Below are 19,518 nucleotides of genomic sequence, written 5' to 3'. Positions count from 1 at the left end.
CTAAAGCTGGTCGAGGAAGCTATTAACGAAGTTAATGATATTAACACCGTTGCCATAGTCGGAGTCGCCGGCAATCCAGAGGACGTGGCCGCCCTCCTCAAGCCATATCTTAACGGCATTGGCTTCATCCGGGTAGAGTGAACTTGTGGGCTGACCAATGATCAAAATTTTGACATTGTTCTCTTTGAGGGCTTCGTAGGTTATTTTGTCGCCGATGTTTTTGATGCCGAGGTCTGCCTCGTATTTCGCATCGCCAAAGTAGACGAAGGTGTAGTCTGTCAGAACCTTGAGCATACCCTCGGTCAGGGTCTCGTTCTTGTAGGTAACGTCCGTTAGTCCCTTCGGGTTCTCACCGTGGGCGAGGTCAACAGCTATAACGGTCTTCCCCTCGCTGTTCGTTTCTCCCCCTGAGGTGCTTGTTTGGGAGTTCCAAGATTCAGTACTCGTAGTGTCTGATGAAGAGGAAACGGTGGTGTCCCTCTGGGGAGTTAAGGACACGATTAACGCCTTGCTATCACCCGGGTTCAGTATTATTTTTGCAGTGTAATCTCGGTACCCCTGTTTTTTTATTTCAATGTCATACACGCTTGAGGGCAGGTGATTGCAAGCGGCGTAGTTCCACGAAGAATACCATTTATGAACACGTTGGCTCCCCGCGGGGTTGTGGAGATATAGAGATCCGCAAAGTCATTCGGGGATTTGTATGTTTGGAAATCCCCTATGTCTTGGAGTATTTTCTCCTGGTATTTTTTGAGGATGGTTTCGAAGTCGGCGTTGGCTGGGTCTTTGAGTATCTCGGTTATGGCTCCATCAACGCCGCCCCAGACCGCGCCCATCTTCGGGCTCTTGGGCATTAGATAAGCGTGCTGGACCGCCTGGCCAAAGCCGTAAATGACTGGGTCAGCCTTGATGTCCGGGTCTTCAAGGACTGGCTTGAGGACTGGAATGTAACCGAGCTGGAGTGAGAGCTCCTTGATGACTTCTGGGCTGGTGGTGAACCACTTGACGAACTTCCAGGCGGCGTCCTTGTTCTTCAGGCCTGCCGCAAAGTAGATGTCCTTCACACCACCGTAGGGCCTCGGCCAGTACTCCTTGCCGTCCTTGGTGATCGGCGGGAGTGGAACAACACCGAAGTCGATTCCAGCTTTCTTGACGTCGTTAATGCTCCACGGGCCGTTAACCATCATCGGCGCCCTGCCCTCAAGGAAGATGCTCTGCTGGGTGTTGTAGTCGGCAGTCGGGGCCATGTACGGCCATATCTGGGTGAAGAAGAACTTGAAACCCTCTATGGTCTCGGGCTTGTCAAGGCCGGGCTGTTCTGTGGCATCGTCGAAGTAGTATCCTCCGAAGGCTTGGGCGATACCTGAGATGAAGTAGGCGTTGATTGGCCAGGCGATTCCGTACTTTTCGTTGTCTGGGTCGTAGTACTTCTCCATTATGGCTTTCATTTCGTCGAAGGTCTTTGGTGGGTCCTGGGCCATCTTCTTGTTGTAGATTATTGCCACGGTCTCAGCCGCGAAGGGCATTGCGTAGTAGTGCCCCTTGTACTGCATGGCATCGACCGCCATCGGGGCGAAGTCCTTCAGGATGTCGTCGGTTACGTAATCATCAATCGGCTCGAGAAGGCCTGCGTCGGCGAACTTTCCAATCCAGTCGTGTGCCCAGATGAAGAGGTCGGGACCCTGTCCGCTTGGGATAGCTGCCTTAAGAGCGTCTTCGAGGTTTGGCTTCTGCTCGAAGACGATTTCAACGTTTGGGCACTCTGCCATGTATTCTTCCGCTATGCTTTGGAAGACCTCAAGCTCGTTCGGCTGCATGTTGTGCCAGATAACAACCTTGCCACTTCCACATTCCGGTGGTGTGTAACTCCCTGCTGCTTTCCCCACGGGGGCTATGAGGATGTATACAAATAACAGAGCCAAAAGAAAAATGCTCCTCCGTTTTACTTTTCGCATTGTATTGCGCTTCTCCATTTTGTCATCACCACATTGTTATTAATATCAAATTGTTAATGAGAGACCTTCAACCGCAGTGTTCTTCGGGCTTTTCCTTTTGAAGATTATTTCCGAAGATAACGCCGGATAAAGCCTAACATGTAGCCACGATTGGAACTCACGAAGAGGCCATCAATGGAGAATTTCTCTCTTTTATCCTCCGAACTCCTCGGCCCATTTTTCATAGTGCTCGAGTTCCTTTCTCGTCAGCGGGCTCTTGATCTTCTTAAAGGCCTCCTCAAAGTCCCTCATTTCAAGCGGCCTCACCTTGAGCTTCAGCCTCTCTCCCCTTGAGATTGCGTCGAGGTCTGAAAGTTCCGGGTTCATTTCGTCGAGCATGTTGTGGATGGCAAGGTTACATAGGCCTGCGATTTCCCTGCCTGAGTAGAGTCTCCTCACGCTCTCTTCGGCTATTGCATCCAAGTCCAAGCGGGAAACGTCCAGCCCACGGGTGTTGATCTTTATTATCTCCTTTACGGCCTCTTTGTCCGGGAGCGGGACGTACACCCTGAGCGGGAACCTTGATAGGATTGCCTCGTCCAGATCCCAAGGGGTGTTTGTGGAAGCCAGCGTCAGAACCGGAACGTCTTCCTGCTCCTTGAATCCGTCGAGTTCGCTTAGAAGGGTTGCAAGGGTCCTCCTTGTGGCTTCGTGAGACTCCTCCCGCTTAACGGTCAGGGCATCGATCTCGTCCATGAAGACGATGCTCGGAGCCCTCTCCCTAGCCAGCGCGTACAGCGCCGAGATTATCTTGGAGCTCTCACCATAGTACTTGCTGAGGACGTCCGAGGCCTTCACGTTGAAGAAGGTGGCGTTTAGGCTTCCCGCGGCGGCAGAGGCGAGAAGGGTTTTACCCGTTCCCGGTGGGCCAAAGAGGAGGATACCCTTCCAAGGCTTTATGGGCGCAGGCTTTTCGGCCAGGGCCAGCGCAACGTTCTTCGCTATCAGCTTCTTTACCTCCTCAAGCCCGCCGATGTCCTTCCAGGTCACCGTTGAGCGCGCTATAAGCCCCTCGACGTATTCCCTGTACGGGTCGGCTGAGGTGGGAGTGCTTCCCTTTCCCGCAGGTAAAGTCTCCCTCTTCTCAACTTCTGGTTTCTTCTCAAGGATCTCGGCCTTCCTCTCCCACTCCTCCGCTTTCTCCATGTAGAGCTCCGCCATCCTTGGGTTCTTCTCCGCCAGCTTGAGGAGTATCGAGGCGCAGCGGAGGGCGAGGGCCTTCGCGTCGTCCCGCCTCCCTGCCCTCATGGCCTTCTCGTATTCTCTCCGGCACTCCTCGAAGAGGCTCATATAGAGCTCCACAGTCTTCATACTCAGCCCCTCATGGCATCCTCGATGGCTTTGAGCCTGTCTTTGGGGGCCAAGTCAGATGAGGCCGACTCCTCGAAGATCGAAGCAGCTTCCTCTATCGTCTCGGCGTCGAAATCTCCGGTTAAGATGCTCTCGCTGGTGAGGTCAAGCATCGAGGCGAGGGCCTCATCGAGCTCTTCCACCCTGCCCATAGCCTTCTCGAACTCCACCTGCATCTTGGCTATGTCCTGGGCTCCAGGCCCTTCGGCTATGCTCTCAACGATGTCCTTGCTGAACTGGATGAAGTTCGCCGAGACCTTCACGAGCTCCCTCTGTATCTCAGCTTCTTCCATAAGGAGGAGCAGTCTCTTCGCCTGCTTTATCCTCTGCTCGATGGCGAGGTACTTCACCGCGCTCCTCTTCAGAAGGGCCTCGTCCCCGAGCTTGGCAGCTTCCTTACCTTGAAGGAATATCTTTCTCTTCAGGTTCTCAAGGTTGTTTATGTACTGCTTCAGGGCCATCTTGGCCTTCCTCATCCTTATCTTGCGCTCTATCTCCTTATCTTCTTTGGATTTCCAGAGCTTGACCATTCAGACCGCCTCCACAACTTTAAGGGCCTCTTCAAGCTCTTCCAGCACGTAGTATGCCTCCACACCATACTTCTTGGCATTTATACACATTCTTCTGTCAGAAGAGAGCAGAACGGAGTTCGTGACCTTCGCGGTCGCTATGAAGTATGAATCTATGGCTCTGGGATGAACGCTTGCCGCAACGTCAAGGGCCTCCCTCAGTATGGCATCTTCAGAGATGAACGTGAAATCAGCCGTTAATTCCTCTAAATCACTCGTTGAAATATTGATGCCAAGCCTCTTTGAAACCGCCATCATCTCGACGAGAAACACCTTCGGTTCAAATACTGTCAGTCCTTCAATGGACTCGAGAATCTTTGATGCCTTCTGGTACCTCTCCTCGTTCCCTTCAAAGAGATAGTCAACAAAAAGGGAGGTATCAACGACTATCATCCCTCATCTCCTCAAGGATTCTGTGGGCGTTCTCCACTCTCCTTGCCCTATCACGGAGCTCCCGGAGTTTTGCCTGAAACTTCTTGGTGACAACTTTCGGTTTTATAATCTCAACATAGACTACCTCCCCCTCCTTTAGTGGAACTTTTCTGAGGGGTATGAAAACTCCATTTTTGTACTTAAGCTCGATTATCTCGGACACAAGCTCACCTCCAGGCACCTTCAAAGAAATAAAAAGGTGTTGAGGGGCTTAAGTATTTTGCTTTCACGTCCCGTTCTCCCTCTCTATGTTGTGAACTAGAACCTTTAACCTTTCGATGAAGTCATCCTTCACGGGGAGGTTCTCCTTGAGCAGAATTTCGACAGTGTTTATCGCGTTGAGGAGGTCGTTCAAGTTCTGTACCGTGTAGAACTTGAGATCGTTGAGCGTGTTCAAGAGCTCAGCTTTCCTGTTGAGTTCGGCATAAGCTAAAGCCAGCTTACCAAGGGTTTCAACTACCATTCTCCTGTTCTTGATAGCTTCCTCTGCACTCTTACTCCTCTTTAAGGCCTCAACGCTCATTGATAACGACTTCTTCAGCTCCTCAACTTCTTTTTCCAGCTCCGCCTTTCTTTTCTCAGTTTCTCCGAGCTTTTCAAGATCCTTAAGGAACTCATCAACCGACTGATAGCGGTCTTCCTTCCTTTTGGCTAAGAGCCTCTCGAAGATTCCATCGTACTTCGCCAGTTCTGGATTGATTTCTGATGGCGGCGTGAATCTGTAAGTCTCGTCCGTTATCTTTCCAAAGACCTCCTCATAGGTGTAACCCTCGAAGGGGAGCCTTCCAGTTAAGAGCTCGTAGAAGATTACTCCCAACTGCCAGATGTCGGTTCTCGCGTCCGTATGCCCGTATTTTCCTGGTAAGAGGTGCTCTGGGGCGGCATAGAGAGGAGTGTAGCCCATTACGCTCCTGCTCGAACTCATGGTGCCGATTTTTGCCAAGCCCCAGTCGGTTATCTTCGGCGTTAGGTCGCTCTTGAGGAGGATGTTGAGGGGCTTGAGATCGCGGTGGTAAATCCCCTTAGAGTGAGCGTGCTTAAGCCCTTCAGCAATGCCCTTGATGAGCCGTAGGGCTGTTTCCTCGTCAACCGGTTTTGGATAGCCGTCAAGGTCTCTAACGGTCTCCCCGTCAATCTTGACGCCTTCAACATACTCCATCTCAAGGTGTGGGACTGGAAGGATGTCAACGTCGTAGAGCTTTACAATGTTGGGATGGTTAAGCTGGAGCCACGTGGAGACCTCTCTTATGAACGTCCTGCTGGTTTTTCTGTCAATGCGCGGGATTTTTACGGCAACTATTTTCCCGTCGGACTTGCGCTTAACCTTGAAGACCTTGGCGAAACCGCCTTCCCCGAGGAACTCAAGGGGTTCGTACTTTTCGAGGAGCTCTGGCGGGAAGCCGGGGAGGGTTTTCTCCTCGGACGGAGTGGATGCTGGTTGCGGAAGGGGCTTGGTTGGTGGTGCTTCCTTTCTCTCGGCAGGTCTTGGAGTTTCTGGGAGCTTTGATCCGGGTTTTCCCTCAATTTCTGATTGTTTTGGCTTTTTCTCCTTTCCAGATTTGAGCTTAACGGCGGCCCCTCCGATCACCGCGAGGAGGATGAGCGCTCCGAGAGCGTAGGGTAGTTTCGATGAGGTTGTTGATGGGGCGGAGTTTTCGGGTAGAGTTGAGGATGATGACGTTGCTGCAGGTGATGAGGATGTTGGAGTTGGAGATTGAATAGGGTTCGATGCTGTTGTAGTCGTAGTGGTCGTTGTCGCGGTCACTCCACTATCGCCCCCATTGGAAGCAGTCGTAGTCGTACTGCTCGTGGAACTATGTGAGGTGGACTTCGGTGGTTCCATCTCTTGCCAGGTTTGGGCTTTCCTTATTTGCTCAATAGCGTCTCTCGTGGTCGGTGCTGGAACTCTGATCTCACCTTTGATTATCTTCTGCTTGAGCAGATCAACAGCTTGCCATATCCAGTCTGGAACTTGCCTCCTAGTGTTCTCGAGATACTGCCTAAGCTCGTCAGTGCTGTCAAACCCAAGCTCTTGGAGCTTTTTTTGTTTGATATCCTCTGGAAGAGCATTAAACACTGTCATAACATCGTCAACGGTGCTCAACCCAACACCGCCCTCTTTGAGACCGAGCTCAACGGCACCGCCTTTGAAAGTACCATCGAGGGCGGCCTTGACGGCGTTGTAAACACCGACATCAACGCGCTTCATCATGCTGGCTATGATGACGCCCGGCTTGATCCAGTCCTGGGCTGAGTCAACACCGATAGCGAAGGGCGGCCCTATCTTCTTGTTGTTCGCCTTGAGGTAATCGTTTATGGCTTCAAAAACACCGAGACCGGTTCCACCGGCGACCTGGTAGGTGACCCACGCTCCGTCCTGGAGCTGAGCCTCGGCCGCGGCTTTACCCTTGGTCTCATCTCCGAATGAGCCGGTGTATGTGTAGAGAATGTCGATGTTGATGTTCTTCCCGGTCTTCTGCTTGTAGTAGTCCTCGGCCCACTTGACACCGAAGCGGTAGCCTGCCTCGAACTTGTAGAGAACGGGTATCTCCATGCCTAGAACGATCCCAACCTTGTCCTTGTTATCGTTGGCCGCTATGAGAGCCGCGAGGGCACCTGCAAGGGCGGAACCCTCGTTCTCCTTGAACAATATCATCTGTACGTTGTGGGCATTTCTGGATCGTAGCCATCGATGATCACGAATCTTTGGTTTGGGTACTCTTGAGCGACCCGCTTTACGGCGTCGGTCATCATGAAGCCCGCAATTATAACAAGATACTGCCTCTGCTTGGCGAGGGTCTCGAGGTTCTGGTAGTAGTCGTCCTCGCTGTTGCTCTGGAGCTCAACGAGTTCGAGGTTGAAGTCCTTCGCAGCCTTTAAGGCTCCGAGATAGACCATATCGTTGAAGCTCAGGTCTCCCCTACCACCAACGTCATAGACAATAGCAATTTTTCCTGAACTGCTTCCTTCTACATTGGGCAAAGAACCGAGAATCATAAGGGCTATTATAAACAGTCCTATCGTTTTTTCATTCATCTCAACCTCCTTTCACCGCCACACAACCACCGTCACGTTGTCCTTAGTAACGGGTAGAGCCTCTTCGATGAGCGCCTTTACAATCTCCTCGGAGTTTCTTCCTTTTGAAGCTATCTCAACGATTCTCCTCTCATCAACGTAGTCGTGCAACCCGTCGGAGCTGAGCAGTAAAACGTCGCCCCCCTTAATGCTCCACTCGTATATGTCAATGCCAAAGTCTATGCCGAGGGCCTTCGTGATTATGTTCCTCATCGGGTGTCTCTTGGCTTCCTCCTCGGTTATCTCTCCCTTGTCCAAAAGCTCCTGAACAAAGGAGTGGTCTTTAGTTCTCGCAATAATCTTATCTCCCCTTATGTGGTAGGCCCTGCTGTCGCCGCTGTTCGCTATTATCGTCCTTCCGTTTCTGACGAACGCCGTAACCAGGGTTGTTCCCATACCCTCCCGCGGTCCTGTTGCCTGTTCCTTGATCTTCTCGTGGGCGAGGACGTAAGCGCTCTCTAGCAATTTCTTAACGTTGTCATCTCTCTTCCCCGCCTTGTAGCTCCCAACGAAGACCTCCCTTAGGGTATCCACTGCTATCTTAGAAGCCACCTCGCCCGCGTTGTGCCCTCCGAGGCCGTCAGCTACAGCTAAAATGTAAGCATCGGGGAGTTTAAGAACGAGAAAATTGTCCTCGTTGTTGTCTCTCGCACCCACATGGCTCATTCCAAAGGCTTTTTCTTCCTTTACCTCGATGGCTTTTTCCATCGTCACCTCGCCAGCGGATTTCTCCTTGTTTGATCTCTCCAGGATGTTTTTGAGTCTGTCCGAAATAATTTTGAGGGGTGGGGTCATTGTTCGGCCTCCTTCTCAACCTTATGCATGAGAATCCTCAGCTCGTCGATGGTTGATTCACTTATCGGAACGCTTTCCCGCATCATGACCTCAAGCTGACTTATCGCGTTCTCAAGCTCATCCCTATGCTCCTTAGAGAAGGCCTTCAAATCTTCCAGGGCGTTGATGAGGCCAGCCTTGTCGTTGAGCTGGGCGTGGAGAATGGCGTTTCTGCTCAGCTGTTCGACCAGCTGTCTTTTGAGCTTCTTGAGCTCTCTGCTGTTAGTTGTCAGGCTCATCGTCGTCTTAGTCTTCTCGATTTCCTCGGCGAGCTTTCTCCTCTCCTCTTCAAGCTTCTTCAGGAGTTCAAGGTCGTTCAGGAACTCTTCAACGCTCTGGTAGCGGTCTTCCTTCCTCTTTGCCAAGAGCTTCTCGAAGATTCCATCGTACTTGGAGAGCTCCTTGTTGTGATAGCTTGGAAGCTTCGGCTTGACCTCCGGATTGATGACCTTCGCCATGACGACGGCATGGGAAGTGCCTGTGTAGGGTAGCTCCCCCGTTAGGAGTTCGTAGAAGATGAGGCCGAGCTGGTAGATGTCCGTCCTCGCGTCTGTGTGGCCGTAGGTCTCCTCGTCGAGCTGTTCAGGAGCCGCGTAGAGGAGGGTTAGTCCCTTCGTTGTGGTTGCAGTGGTTGATACGGCGCCGACTTTGGCCAGTCCCCAATCGGTTATCTTCGGTGTTAGGTTTGAGGTTATGAGGACGTTCTGAGGCTTGAGGTCGCGGTGGAAGACCTGCTTTGAGTGGGCGTGCTTAAGCCCCTCGGCAATGTCCTTGATGAGTTTTAATGCCGTGTTTTCATCAACGGGCTTCGGATACTTGCTGAGGTCTCTAATGGTCTTTCCGTTGAGCTTTACTCCATCAATGAACTCTATCTCAAGGTGAGGAACTGGCTCGTCGAAGGCGTTGTAGAGCTTGACGATGTTTGGATGATCGAGAAGGCGCCAGGCTTTAACTTCCTTGAGGAAGAACTTTCTGGCCTTTTCATCGAGGGGAGAAACCTTTAGGGCTATGATTTTGCCGTCGGACTTACGTCTCACTTTGAAAACTTTGGCAAAGCCGCCCTCGCCGAGGAATTCGAGGGGTTCGTACTTGCTGAGGAGTTCGGGCGGGAAACCTGGGATAATCTTCGGGGGCTTTGGCATTCCTGCTGGCTTCATTAGTGATGATGAGGGTCTAGTGCCGCGGGCTTTTGCTGCTACCCCTCCAATTACTGCGAGAAGGATGAGTGCTCCAAGGGCGTAGGGGAGCTTCGAAGAGAGAGGAGAAGAGAGCTGGCCAGAGGCGGATGTGCTCGTTGTGGAGTTGGTGGTCGTGCTGGTTGTAAGCAGTGGGATTAACTCCGGGTTTAGAGTAAGTGTTTTTCCAACCGTTATCGTGATGCTTGTTGAGTACTCCTGGTACCCCTCCTTGATGAGTTTTAACTCATGAGCCCCCTTCGGTAGTCTGTAACCGGTGATCGGGGTCGTGCCGATGAACGAACCGTCCACGTAAACTCTAGCTCCCTCTGGCGAGGTTATTGATAGGTATCCGAAGAGGGGGGATAGAGATGGAGAAAGCGTCTTGCTTTCACCCGAGCTAAGGGTTATTGTTGTCGTGTAATCCTCATAATCCTCTTTGGAGAGCTTTACCCGATACGTTCCGGGGCTGAGGGTCAGATTTAATGGGGTTATTCCCTCGTAAGTTCCGTTAATGTACACCTTGGCGCCGGCTGGATCTGAATTAATCGAAAGTACCGCAGGTTTGGGGATCAGCTGGGCCGTTATCGTTCTGCTCTCCATCGGGCTGAGGGTTACGGTGGTTGTGTAATCCCAATAACCCCCTTTGAAGAGCTCCACCCGATAGGTTCCTGGGCTGAGGGTTAAAGTCAACGGAGTTCTTCCTTTGTAGGTTCCGTTAATGTACACTCCAACACCGCTTGGTTGGGAGCTGATTGAAAGGGTCGAGGGCCCGTACTGGGTCTCCACATGAGGATACCATGAATGGGGATAGGCGGTTGAGTCTTCAATTTTGGCGCTGGTCACGTAAATTTCGGTGTTTGAGTTTTCAACGACCGGATACGGCTCGCTAACCTGCGCGTTTGTGTCCTTGCAGAAGTCGCAACCGGGAAGGTTCCCGTCCGGTGGAAGGCGGAGGATCCAGGCATCATGTAGGATAGTTAGGATAGTTCCAGGTTTCTCAGTAGTCCCTGCGACAATAATGTCTCCGTTGGGAGCTATGACAACTGCATGAGCCTCATCACAATCGCTATCTTTTCCGTAAAGTTTCTGCCACTTTACATTGCCATTCTCATCAAGCCTGAGAACCAAAAAATCACAACCGCTACCCCATTCTCCAGCGACGAGGATGTCCCCGTTGTCAGCGATAGCAACTGCGTTGGCTTTATCCCCATTGCTTCCTCCGTAGGTCTTCTGCCATTTTACATTACCATTCTCATCAAGCCTCAGAACCCACATATCTCCATTTGTGCCGAAACTGTTGGTGACTCCAGCAACGATAACGTCCCCGTTTGGAGCAATGGCAACCGAATTAGCCCAATCCTGATCGCTTCCTCCGTAGGTCTTCTGCCATTTTACATTACCATTCTCATCAAGCCTGAGAACCCAAACATCGATCTCACCAATGCCAAAGCTCCAAGTCTCTCCGGTGACTATAATGTCTCCGTTGTCAGTTAAGGCAATCGCGTTAGCTTCATCATAATTGCTTCCCCCGTAAGTCTTTTGCCATACTATATTCCCGTTCTCGTCGAGCCTGAGAACCCAAACATCCCAATCACCAGCACCGAAGCTTCCAGTGTAGCCTGCGACGATTATGTCTCCGTTTGGAGCGACGGCAACCGCTTTGGCCCAATCATTCCATTTTCCCCCATATGTCTTCTGCCACTTAATGTTTCCATCTTCGTCGAGCCCGAGAATCCACACATCGCCTTTACCAGCGCCGAAGCTCTCGGTCCATCCCGCCACTATAATGTCCCCGTTAGGGCCTATAGCAACTGAAGATGCCGAGTCATCCTTGCTTCCGCCGTAAGTCTTTGCCCAAGCGAGGCTTCCATCTGGATTGAGCTTCATCACAAAGGCATCGTATCCCCCTACTCCACTTGAGTTGGTGTAGCCAACCGCTATGATGCTTCCGTCCGATAGAACCTTGACGTCGTTGATGACATCGTCACCGCTTCCCCCGTAGCTCTTGGCCCAGTAGTTCCTGGAGTTGGCCCTGACCTGGGGACTGGCCGTCAGCAGGGAGAAGACCAGAAGGAAAACCAGGACGATGGAAAGCTTCCTCATCCCTCTACCCTCCGAACTCCTCCGCCCATTTTTCATAGCGCTCGATGTCCTTCCTAGTCAGCGGGCTCTTGATCTTCTTAAAGGCCTCCTCAAAGTCTCTCATCTCAAGCGGCCTCGTCCTCAAGGAGCGCTTCCTCAGCTCCTCGAAGGGCAGACTGGCGAGCTTGTGCAGATCCCTGTTCTCTTCCCTTATCATGTTCCAGATCGCTTCCTGGCAGAGATTCCTAAGATCCCTTCCAGAGTAGAGTCTCCTTACGCTCTCCTCGGCTATCGCGTCAAGGTCAAGCCTTGAAATGTCCAGCCCGCGCGTGTTTATTTTGATTATTTCCTTTGTGGCCTTCTCATCTGGCAATGGAACGTAAATCCTGCGCGGGAACCTTGAGAGAACTGCCTCGTCCAGATCCCAAGGCGTGTTGGTGGCCGCGAGCGTTAGGATAAGTCTGTCGCTCTTCTTGTCCTGGAAGCCGTCGAGTTCAGTTAAGAGCGTCGCCAGCATCCTCCTGCTGGCCTCGCTCTGCTCCCCGCTCCTCTTCGTTGTCAGGGAATCAATCTCGTCAAGGAAGACTATGCTCGGTGCTTCCTCTCGAGCGACCTCGTAGAGGGCTGTTATTATCTTCGCCGATTCGCCGAAGTACTTGCTGAGGACGTTCGAGGCCTTGACGCTGAAGAAGGTAGCGTTCAGGCTTCCAGCGGCGGCTGAGGCGAGTAAAGTTTTACCCGTTCCGGGCGGCCCAAAGAGAAGGATGCCCTTCCACGGCTGGATTGACTCCGGCCTCTGGAGGGCCGCGATTACAACGGTTTCCATCATGAGTCTCTTGACTTCATCAAGTCCGCCTATGTCGTCCCACTTGACCTTGGACTTGGCTATGAGATTGTTCCTGACGTAAGCCTTGAACTTCTCCTCCTCGCTTTCGACTTCGCTCTCCCCCCTGTCGGGTCTTGAAGAACCCTCGCGCATAGGCTTTGATTGGGTTCTACTGGATATCCTCCCGCTCTCAATGTCCCTGGCGAGATTTTCCCACTTCTTGGCCTTCCTCAAGTAGCTCTCACGGTTGAACTCATCGTATCTGGAGAGCTGTTTCAGAATGTTGGAGCACTCGAGAGCCTTCTTCTTGGCAATCTCTAGGTCACCTCTCTTCATAGCTTCCTCGTATTCTTTCTTCGCCTTCTTGAAGGCGGCCATCAGGGGTCCGGAAAGATCAACTGGCATCTTTCACACCTCCTTACACCGTTTTGGGATAAGCTAAATTCTCATCCCATCTAATAAGTTTTCTGCTTATCACAACAACGAAAAACGCCATCAGGAACGCGCCGATAAAGGCCTCACTGGCCGCGAGCAGGCGGTAGCTTTCTTTGGGTACCACGTCACCGTAGCCTACCGTTGTAAACGTAACGAGGCTAAAGTAGAAGCTCTCGGAGAGGGAAGAGTCTCCCAGAGCACCTGCGAGCCAGTAGATAAAGGCATAGAGGAACACAATTGCTATCGTTGTGATTAGCACCCTGGATGCGCTCTCCCCGTAGCTCGAAGTTAAGCGATAGGTGAGGTTCAGGAGCCACCGCGTTTTTCCTTCGAATACTACGAGCCACCTCCTCCCGCTCCTGGCCGTGAGGGGCACGAATTCTTCAAGCTCAGCCGGACTTTCGGCCCTGTGGGCGATGTTTTGTATCTTTCCCCTTACGCGCCACTCTCCTATCGTGTAGGTGCTTGCCCTGTCGTAGAGCCCCCGCGAGCGGAATGTCTCCTTAAGTTCAAGATAGACCGAGAGGGCCTTGAGGTAGGACTCGATGGCCCTTTGGGGGTCTTCTTTTCTCAGCCGGTCTCCTTCGGCCTCTTCGATAATCTTGGTGTCGAGGCGGGCATGCTCGATGTTCTTAGCGCCTTTGAAAGAGACGCCGTGGAGCCTCGCCCCGCGGAGGTCGGCACCAAGAAGGTTTGCACCCTCAAGCTCTGCCCCGTATAGCTCTACCCCCCTCAGATCTGCCCTCGTGAGGTTTACCCCCCTTAGGTTGGCGAGAGGGAGTGTAGCTCCTATCAGCGAAGTCCCACTCAGGTCGGCCTCCTCCAGGTTCGCCCTTGTGAAATCCGTCTTTCTGGCGCTCGCGCCGCTGAGGTCAGCGCCCATAAGGATAGCCCAGCTTAAATCAGCCCCATCCAGGTTAGAGTCGCTTAAATCTGCGTGGCGGAGGTTAGCCTCGCTTAGGTTAGCGTTGTTCAGATTGGCCTCGCTCAAGTAGGCCTCCTCAAGGTCTTCACCGCTTAAGTTCTCCCCGCTGAAGTCTTTACCTCCATCAGGCAGGTGAAACAGGCAGTAGGGGAGTCCCTCAATAGCCTCACGTGGACATTCCTTGAGCGAATGGCGGTATTCATAGGTGCACCTCATGGAATCACCTCACCACCTCCCCCTCTATCCTCAGGAGGAGCGCCCTGAGCATCTCGAATGTCTCGTTGCCTATTGGTATCCCCTCCCTCAGGAGGAGTTCAACCTGTTCGATGGCACTGACCAAGTCGTCAAAGTTCTCCCGCGTCTCGAACCTGAGGTCATCGAGCGCCCTTAGGAGCTCGGCCTTGTCGTTGAGCCTCGCGCTCAGGAGGGCTATCTTGATGGTCTTCCTCACGCTCTCGACCTTCAGCCGCTCAAATTCTTCCCGCGAGCGGCTCTTCCTCATCGCTACGGTGGTCTTCTTCAGCTCCTCCTTCTCCCGCTCGAGCTCCCCGAGGGATTTTAGGGCCTCAAGGAACTCCTCAACGTTGGAAAAGCGGTCTTCTTTCTTCTTTGCCAGGAGCTTCTCAAAGATGCCGTCGTACTTCGCCAGAGCAGGGTTGATCTCGGACGGCTTCTTCGGCGTTCCGTGCAGTATCTTCCCTATGAGCGCCCCCGGCGTCGTGGCGGAATAGGGAAGCTCCCCGGTCAGGAGTTCGTAGAGGATGAGACCGAGATGGTAAATGTCAGTCCTGTGGTCTGGAGAGCCATAAGTCGCTTCGTCAAGCTGTTCTGGGGATGCATAGAGCGGCGAGTAGCCGTAGTGCTGGCTCAGGGAGTTCCTCGCGCTTATCTTTGCTAATCCCCAGTCTGTTATCTTTGGGGTTAGGTCGCTTTTGAGGAGAACGTTGAGGGGTTTGAGGTCGAGGTGGTAGATGCCCTTCGAGTGAGCGTGCTTAAGCCCCTCGGCGATGCCAGTGATGATTTTGAGCGCAGTCCCCTCATCAACGGGCTTCGGATACTTGTCAAGGTCTCTGATTATTTTTCCGTCCAGCTCAACGCCCTCAATGAACTCCATCTCAAGGTACGGGACGGGCAGAATGTCCGCTTTATATAGACGCACGATGTTCTCGTGGTTGAGGTTGTACCATGCTGCCGCCTCTTTGATAAAGAGGCTGCTCGTCTTCTCGTCTATGCGCGGGATTTTGAGGGCGACGATTTCTCCATCGGACTTTCTCCTTGCCTTGAAAACCTTGGCGAAACCGCCCTCACCGAGGAACTCAAGAGGTTCGTAGCGGGAGAGGAGCTCCCGTGGGAAACCGAGTACCCTGAAATCCCTGGGGGTATTGGGCACATCACTAAAGGGACTTTGGAACGCTAAGGGTGGGTTGGGGCCGGGTGAGAGTTTTAACTTTATTGCCACGCGCTCTTTTGGCACGGAAACTGGCATATCGATGTCAATCCTATGTTTCTGCTCTTTTGATCTGTTTCCGGCCACCTTAATTGTCCTGTAGAGCTGGGGTTGCCACCTGGCGATTGGCGTTTCGGCCTTGTACTTCTCGGAGGTGGTTCTGACGTGGACCCAGGCAAGCGTCCGCGTTATCTCGGCCCTTATCTCCTCTATTTCGGTGTCTTCATCCAGCACCTCAAGAAGGACGTTGAGGAACAGAGAAAAGATCTCCTCCGCCCTTTTGATGCCGTCTTTCAGATTTGGACTTATCTTTTTCATTCCGTCAATATCAATTGTGATTTGAACTGGAACTCCGCCTATCCTAGAGCTTCCCGCAAGTTGTTGGTACTGCCCACTCCTCCTTTGTCGAAGATATACCTCGAGGGTTCCCCTTATTCCACTGGCTTTTCTGGAACCCCCAATAGGCCCGAGCTGGGGGTAGTGAAAACTGCTGGGAGTCTTCTTTTGAGTTCCTATTCTTGTATTTTTTATGTCATTGATGGTAGGTCCGCTCAGTTTGTATTGGTCCTCTTTAAATATCGGTACTTCCGCCAACGGGATGTCATTGTAAACTTCGACGATCCTGCTGTTTCTCATCAGTTGCCAAAAACCGCCGGCGCTGGTGTTGAAGACCTCTCTGAGTTCGACTCGCCCATCTGCGAGCTTATGAAGCCGAAATCTCAGGCCTCTATTTTCACTGATTACATCAACTGCGCACACCACGTCTTTATGGCAGTTTACCACTATCCTGGTGACGTCGCTTTTAGGGATTTCGGCCTTTCTCCGCACGTACTCTGCCATCTTGAAGATTCTGTCAATAAATTTCCTGGCATTTTGGTAAGCCTCTCTCACGACCCCAGGATTCACGGCCCCGCCTTCAACCGTCACCCACCCGATTTTTCCTTTTATGAGGATACTTGGTTGGTCCTGGTAACTGCTAGGTTTTATTTCCACCCAACCCTTTGGCTTGAGGTGTGTTGCACTTTCCATATTTCACCCCCGCCGGGATTTCTTTGAGTTTGGATTTGATGAAGAGGAAGGTGTTAATTACGAAACTTATTATCGCTCCATTCATATCTCGCGACTTGAAATTGTCAGTAGGGATGGCAACTTTTCTTATTTCCCACTCCATCAGCATGATACCCAGTCCAACTTTCACAGGGCCGATTTGACCAGAAAAATCGGAAAAATCAAAGCTCCTCCAGCCACTCCTTCTCTTCCTTCTTCTCCCTCTCCTCGCCGGTTACCTTGCCAGCGGCTTCCTCCGGCTCAAGCTCGCCCTCTTTGACCGCGTGGATCGCCTGCATTATCTCTGCCAGCTCTTCATCCTCCTCGAACTCTACTCCAGCTCCTATCGTCTGGTCGGTCATGCCGAGCATTCTGTTGAGGTTCTCATTGAAGTTTTGAGCATCCAACTGCATCTCGGTTAGGTTCCTCTCAAGCTCTTCCGGGGACATGTTTCTGAGAAGCTCCCAGGTGGGCGTTCCCTTCAGAATTGCCTCGTTCTCTTTGATTATCGTGAGGTTGCTGATGAGCATGAGCTGCTTGTTTAGCTGGGCGTGCGTTTTTTGGAGGTTCTTCTTCCTCTGGTTGAGGGTCTTTATTTTGGTCGCTATCGTAAGTTCTTCGCTCTTGCTTCTGGCCCTCTTAGCTCTCTCAAAAAGGGCCGCTATCTCGGCGTCTATGCTGGCTATCTCATTCTCAATCTTTTGAATCTGATATTCAAGCTTTATCCTGCTCTCGTTGAGCTTTGGAAGAGGAATATCGAGCGGGTTTTTCTTTCCAAAAAACTTGGAGAAGAGGCTCATAGCTCCTCGTCCTCCAGCTTCTTGTCAATGGAGACTACTTTGTCGGCGACCTCCTCGACGTCGGCTTCGCCGGCTTCGACCTGGCTCCAGGCCTGCATGAGCTCTCTCTCGGTCTCGTCCTCGCTCTCCTCAAACTCAGCGACCTCCATCTCGAAGACCTTGTTGAGGCCCTCGACCATCTCGTCGAACTCCTTGCCGTCGAGGTTTATCTTGATGAGCGCCTGTTCGAGCTGTTCCGGCTCGACGCTGGAGAGCTTCTCCCAGATTCCGGTCTTCCTCAGTTCCTTCTCGTACTTCTTGATGATTATCATGTTGGTGACGAGGGTGTACTGCTTCTGGGCCATCGTGAAGTCCTTGAGCTTGAGCTTCTGCTCCAGGTCGAGGCTCTTAATTTCCTGCGCGAGCATCTTCTTCTTGAGCTTGTCCGCTCCGATCCCCTCCTGGAAGAGCTGCTTTTTCTTCTTCTCTATCTGGTTGAGCTCCTTTTTCAGCCTGTCCAGCCTGTTCTTCAGCCTTATCTGCTCCGCCTGGAGCTCCCTCAGGGAGAGCTTCTCAAGGGTGTTCTTTTTCCCGAGCATTCCTCCGACCTTATCCATCAGTCCCATTTCAAACACCTCCATGAGAGTGATATTCAAACAACGAAAGCTTATCACCTCAGATGAACCCCTCCCTCGCTATGACAAAGCCGACTCCATCGATGAACTTGGTGATGTAGCCTTTCTCTTTCGAGAGCTCGTGGAAGGCCCTCTTTATCGCATCCTCTGCTCCGTGTTTGAGCATCTCCTCGAGGACGACGTAGCCCTTCGTCATGATTCCTTCTTCGATAAGGTTCTTTAGCCTGTTCATAAGTTCCTCGTCCCTCTCGAGCTTGAGGTATGGTTCGAAGGCTTTAGCGTACTCGTCGTTGGGGTTTATCGTTAGTTCTCCACTCTCGAGATCGAGGAGTGCTAGTGAGATCTTCTCTGAGATAAAGTTCCTGTGGAAGTTCTCGGAGTTTATGTAGTTCTTTATTCTCCTTTCAAAGCCAGTTGGAGATGCCACGAGGAGAACGAGGCGACCTTTAACGGCATCTTCTCTTGCATCGGTGAGGAGCGCGTTTATGTCTGCCAGCTCAACAGGATCGGTGTCGAATCCCACATCTGCGTAGCGCTCAGGCCTTGAATAGAAGAGCGCCTTTACCCTGAATTCCTCCTTCTTTCCGAAGAGCTTCTTCTCCTTCAGCGTTACCTCCAGCACCATGTTGTCGGGAACGTTCTTAATGTCCCTGTCGCTGAGCTTTCCCAAATAGGGGGACTTGTCGAAGGTGGGTTTCTCCTCGACTGCTTCTACCTTGAATGTCTTTCCAAGGAGCTCCACCTCGCCCTTCAGCTTGCTCCTCAGCCTGCCGATGAAGTTCATTTCCATTATCCTGGCCTCGTCTCTCTTCACGAAGCGCGAGCCCTTCTCGACTTTCCCTGTTAGTTCCATGACCTCCTTGATGCGCTTGGCGACTTCGTCCTCCTTCTTCGAGAGCTCCATCTCCCTCCTCTTCAGCTCCATCTCCTTCTGCCTGAGCTCGAGCTCCTTCCTCCTTATCTCCTCCTCCATGGCCCTGAGGCTGGAGAGCATTTCCTCCCTGGCCTTCTGGAGCTGTTCCTCGAGAGTTTTCCTGGCCTCTTCGTCCTTCATTCTGCTTATCTCTTCAATGAGCCTCTGCCGCTCCTCTTCGAACCTCCGCTGGAGCTCCTCCTTCTCGCGCTTGAGCCTCTCTATTTCTTCCTCGTTTGCCCGCGACATCTCCTCCATCAGGCGCTGTTTCTCAAGCTCAAACCCTTGAATCAGCTCGGCGATCCCTTCCTTTAATGCCTCTATCTCCTTCTCCTTCTCCGCGAGCTCTCTGTCCTTTTCGGAAATCTTCTTCTGATATGTCTTTTCGATGGCCTCTATCTCCTCTCTGGTCATCGTTAGGAGGTCCCTGAGCCAATCAAAGCGGGTTATCGCCTCGTTTAAGGCATCGTTCACCTTGCCCTTGTATGAGTCCCATTTTCTCTTGATGAATAATCTCAGCGGTAGCTTTATCTCCGGGTCGTTGAGGGCTTCTTCTATCCACTTGTCTATTCCGTGGTAATAATCCCTTAAGAGCAAGAGAACGTTGACGTCCCTATGCATTATTTTCTTCATGATGTCCTCTTTTGTGTATATCTCAAAGACGTTGTAGCTGAGAACTCTTTCGAGTACAGCCAGTTCCTTCTCCTTAAAGCGCCTGCTGGCTGGCAGATAGGTTTCTCCGTTGCTCCAGAAGCTCCAGGCTAGGATAGCCAGCGCTCCCTCAAACTTGCTCCTGAAAAGCTGGTCGAGGTCGCGGAGGAAGTCCCCGCACTTTCCGTCCAGGTAGCGATCGTAGTTCTCAAGCACCTGGTTCCAGAGTCTTTCTCTTCTTTCGTAGCTCTCCACGCTGATGTCGAGACCCTGCTTCAGGACCCTCTCTGCAGGCTTCAAGAGGGACTTAACGCAATCCGTCCTTCCTTCCTCGAAGATCCCCATC

The 19,518-nt window shown here is 52.0% G+C and carries 14 protein-coding genes and 3 pseudogenes; all 17 read right to left on the bottom strand.

The features are described from left to right. On the bottom strand, positions 1-498 hold the full coding sequence (locus tag ACZ5TN_RS03970) for a hypothetical protein (RefSeq protein ID WP_464917223.1): 498 nt from the start codon (positions 496-498) through the stop codon (positions 1-3). Positions 499-713: 215 nt separating this feature from the next. After that, positions 714-1,853, bottom strand: a pseudogene (locus tag ACZ5TN_RS03965) (extracellular solute-binding protein); the annotation flags it as partial. A gap of 294 nt (positions 1,854-2,147) precedes the next feature. Next, the gene (locus tag ACZ5TN_RS03960) at positions 2,148-3,305 is read right to left on the bottom strand and encodes an ATP-binding protein (RefSeq protein ID WP_464917222.1); all 1,158 of its coding nucleotides are present in this window, start codon (positions 3,303-3,305) and stop codon (positions 2,148-2,150) included. 2 nt (positions 3,306-3,307) lie between these two features. Further along, positions 3,308-3,874, bottom strand: a complete 567-nt coding sequence (locus ACZ5TN_RS03955; protein ID WP_464917221.1) for a hypothetical protein — start codon at positions 3,872-3,874, stop codon at positions 3,308-3,310. Beyond that, positions 3,875-4,306 (bottom strand): type II toxin-antitoxin system VapC family toxin, encoded by a 432-nt coding sequence (locus tag ACZ5TN_RS03950; protein WP_054839720.1) that lies wholly within the window; start codon positions 4,304-4,306, stop codon positions 3,875-3,877. Beyond that, on the bottom strand, positions 4,293-4,508 hold the full coding sequence (locus ACZ5TN_RS03945) for an antitoxin family protein (protein WP_464917220.1): 216 nt from the start codon (positions 4,506-4,508) through the stop codon (positions 4,293-4,295). The genes ACZ5TN_RS03950 and ACZ5TN_RS03945 overlap by 14 nt, the downstream gene beginning before the upstream one ends. Before the next feature lie 63 nt (positions 4,509-4,571). Continuing rightward, positions 4,572-5,660: pseudogene (locus ACZ5TN_RS03940) on the bottom strand (serine/threonine-protein kinase); the annotation flags it as partial. 522 nt (positions 5,661-6,182) lie between these two features. Further along, positions 6,183-7,342: pseudogene (locus ACZ5TN_RS03935) on the bottom strand (BMP family lipoprotein); the annotation flags it as partial. Between the two features lie 51 nt (positions 7,343-7,393). Further along, positions 7,394-8,128, bottom strand: a complete 735-nt coding sequence (locus ACZ5TN_RS03930; RefSeq protein WP_464917494.1) for a PP2C family protein-serine/threonine phosphatase — start codon at positions 8,126-8,128, stop codon at positions 7,394-7,396. A gap of 83 nt (positions 8,129-8,211) precedes the next feature. Beyond that, positions 8,212-11,535 carry a PEGA domain-containing protein gene (locus ACZ5TN_RS03925; protein WP_464917219.1) on the bottom strand — a complete coding sequence of 1,108 codons (3,324 nt, stop codon included), beginning with the start codon at positions 11,533-11,535 and terminating at the stop codon, positions 8,212-8,214. A 4-nt stretch (positions 11,536-11,539) separates the two neighbouring features. After that, complete coding sequence (locus ACZ5TN_RS03920; RefSeq protein ID WP_464917218.1) at positions 11,540-12,745, bottom strand: ATP-binding protein; 1,206 nt, start codon at positions 12,743-12,745, stop codon at positions 11,540-11,542. A gap of 13 nt (positions 12,746-12,758) precedes the next feature. Then, a complete protein-coding gene (locus ACZ5TN_RS03915; RefSeq protein ID WP_464917217.1) occupies positions 12,759-13,916 on the bottom strand; it encodes a pentapeptide repeat-containing protein in 1,158 nt (385 codons plus the stop codon). A 4-nt stretch (positions 13,917-13,920) separates the two neighbouring features. Continuing rightward, complete coding sequence (locus ACZ5TN_RS03910) at positions 13,921-16,074, bottom strand: serine/threonine-protein kinase (protein ID WP_464917216.1); 2,154 nt, start codon at positions 16,072-16,074, stop codon at positions 13,921-13,923. 49 nt (positions 16,075-16,123) lie between these two features. Beyond that, entirely contained in the window at positions 16,124-16,324 is a 201-nt protein-coding gene (locus ACZ5TN_RS03905) for a hypothetical protein (RefSeq protein WP_464917215.1), read from the bottom strand. A 52-nt stretch (positions 16,325-16,376) separates the two neighbouring features. Further along, a complete protein-coding gene (locus tag ACZ5TN_RS03900) occupies positions 16,377-16,994 on the bottom strand; it encodes a hypothetical protein (RefSeq protein ID WP_054839714.1) in 618 nt (205 codons plus the stop codon). After that, on the bottom strand, positions 16,991-17,599 hold the full coding sequence (locus ACZ5TN_RS03895; protein WP_464917214.1) for a chromosome assembly protein: 609 nt from the start codon (positions 17,597-17,599) through the stop codon (positions 16,991-16,993). Before ACZ5TN_RS03895 ends, ACZ5TN_RS03900 begins: the two co-directional genes overlap by 4 nt. A gap of 49 nt (positions 17,600-17,648) precedes the next feature. Next, positions 17,649-19,517 (bottom strand): hypothetical protein, encoded by a 1,869-nt coding sequence (locus ACZ5TN_RS03890; protein ID WP_464917213.1) that lies wholly within the window; start codon positions 19,515-19,517, stop codon positions 17,649-17,651. Position 19,518 lies beyond the last annotated feature (1 nt).

It is taken from the genome of Thermococcus sp. JCM 11816 (assembly GCF_055396515.1).
The sequence above is the reverse complement of the archived record's forward strand: the minus strand, read 5'-3'. Positions and strand labels throughout refer to the sequence as shown.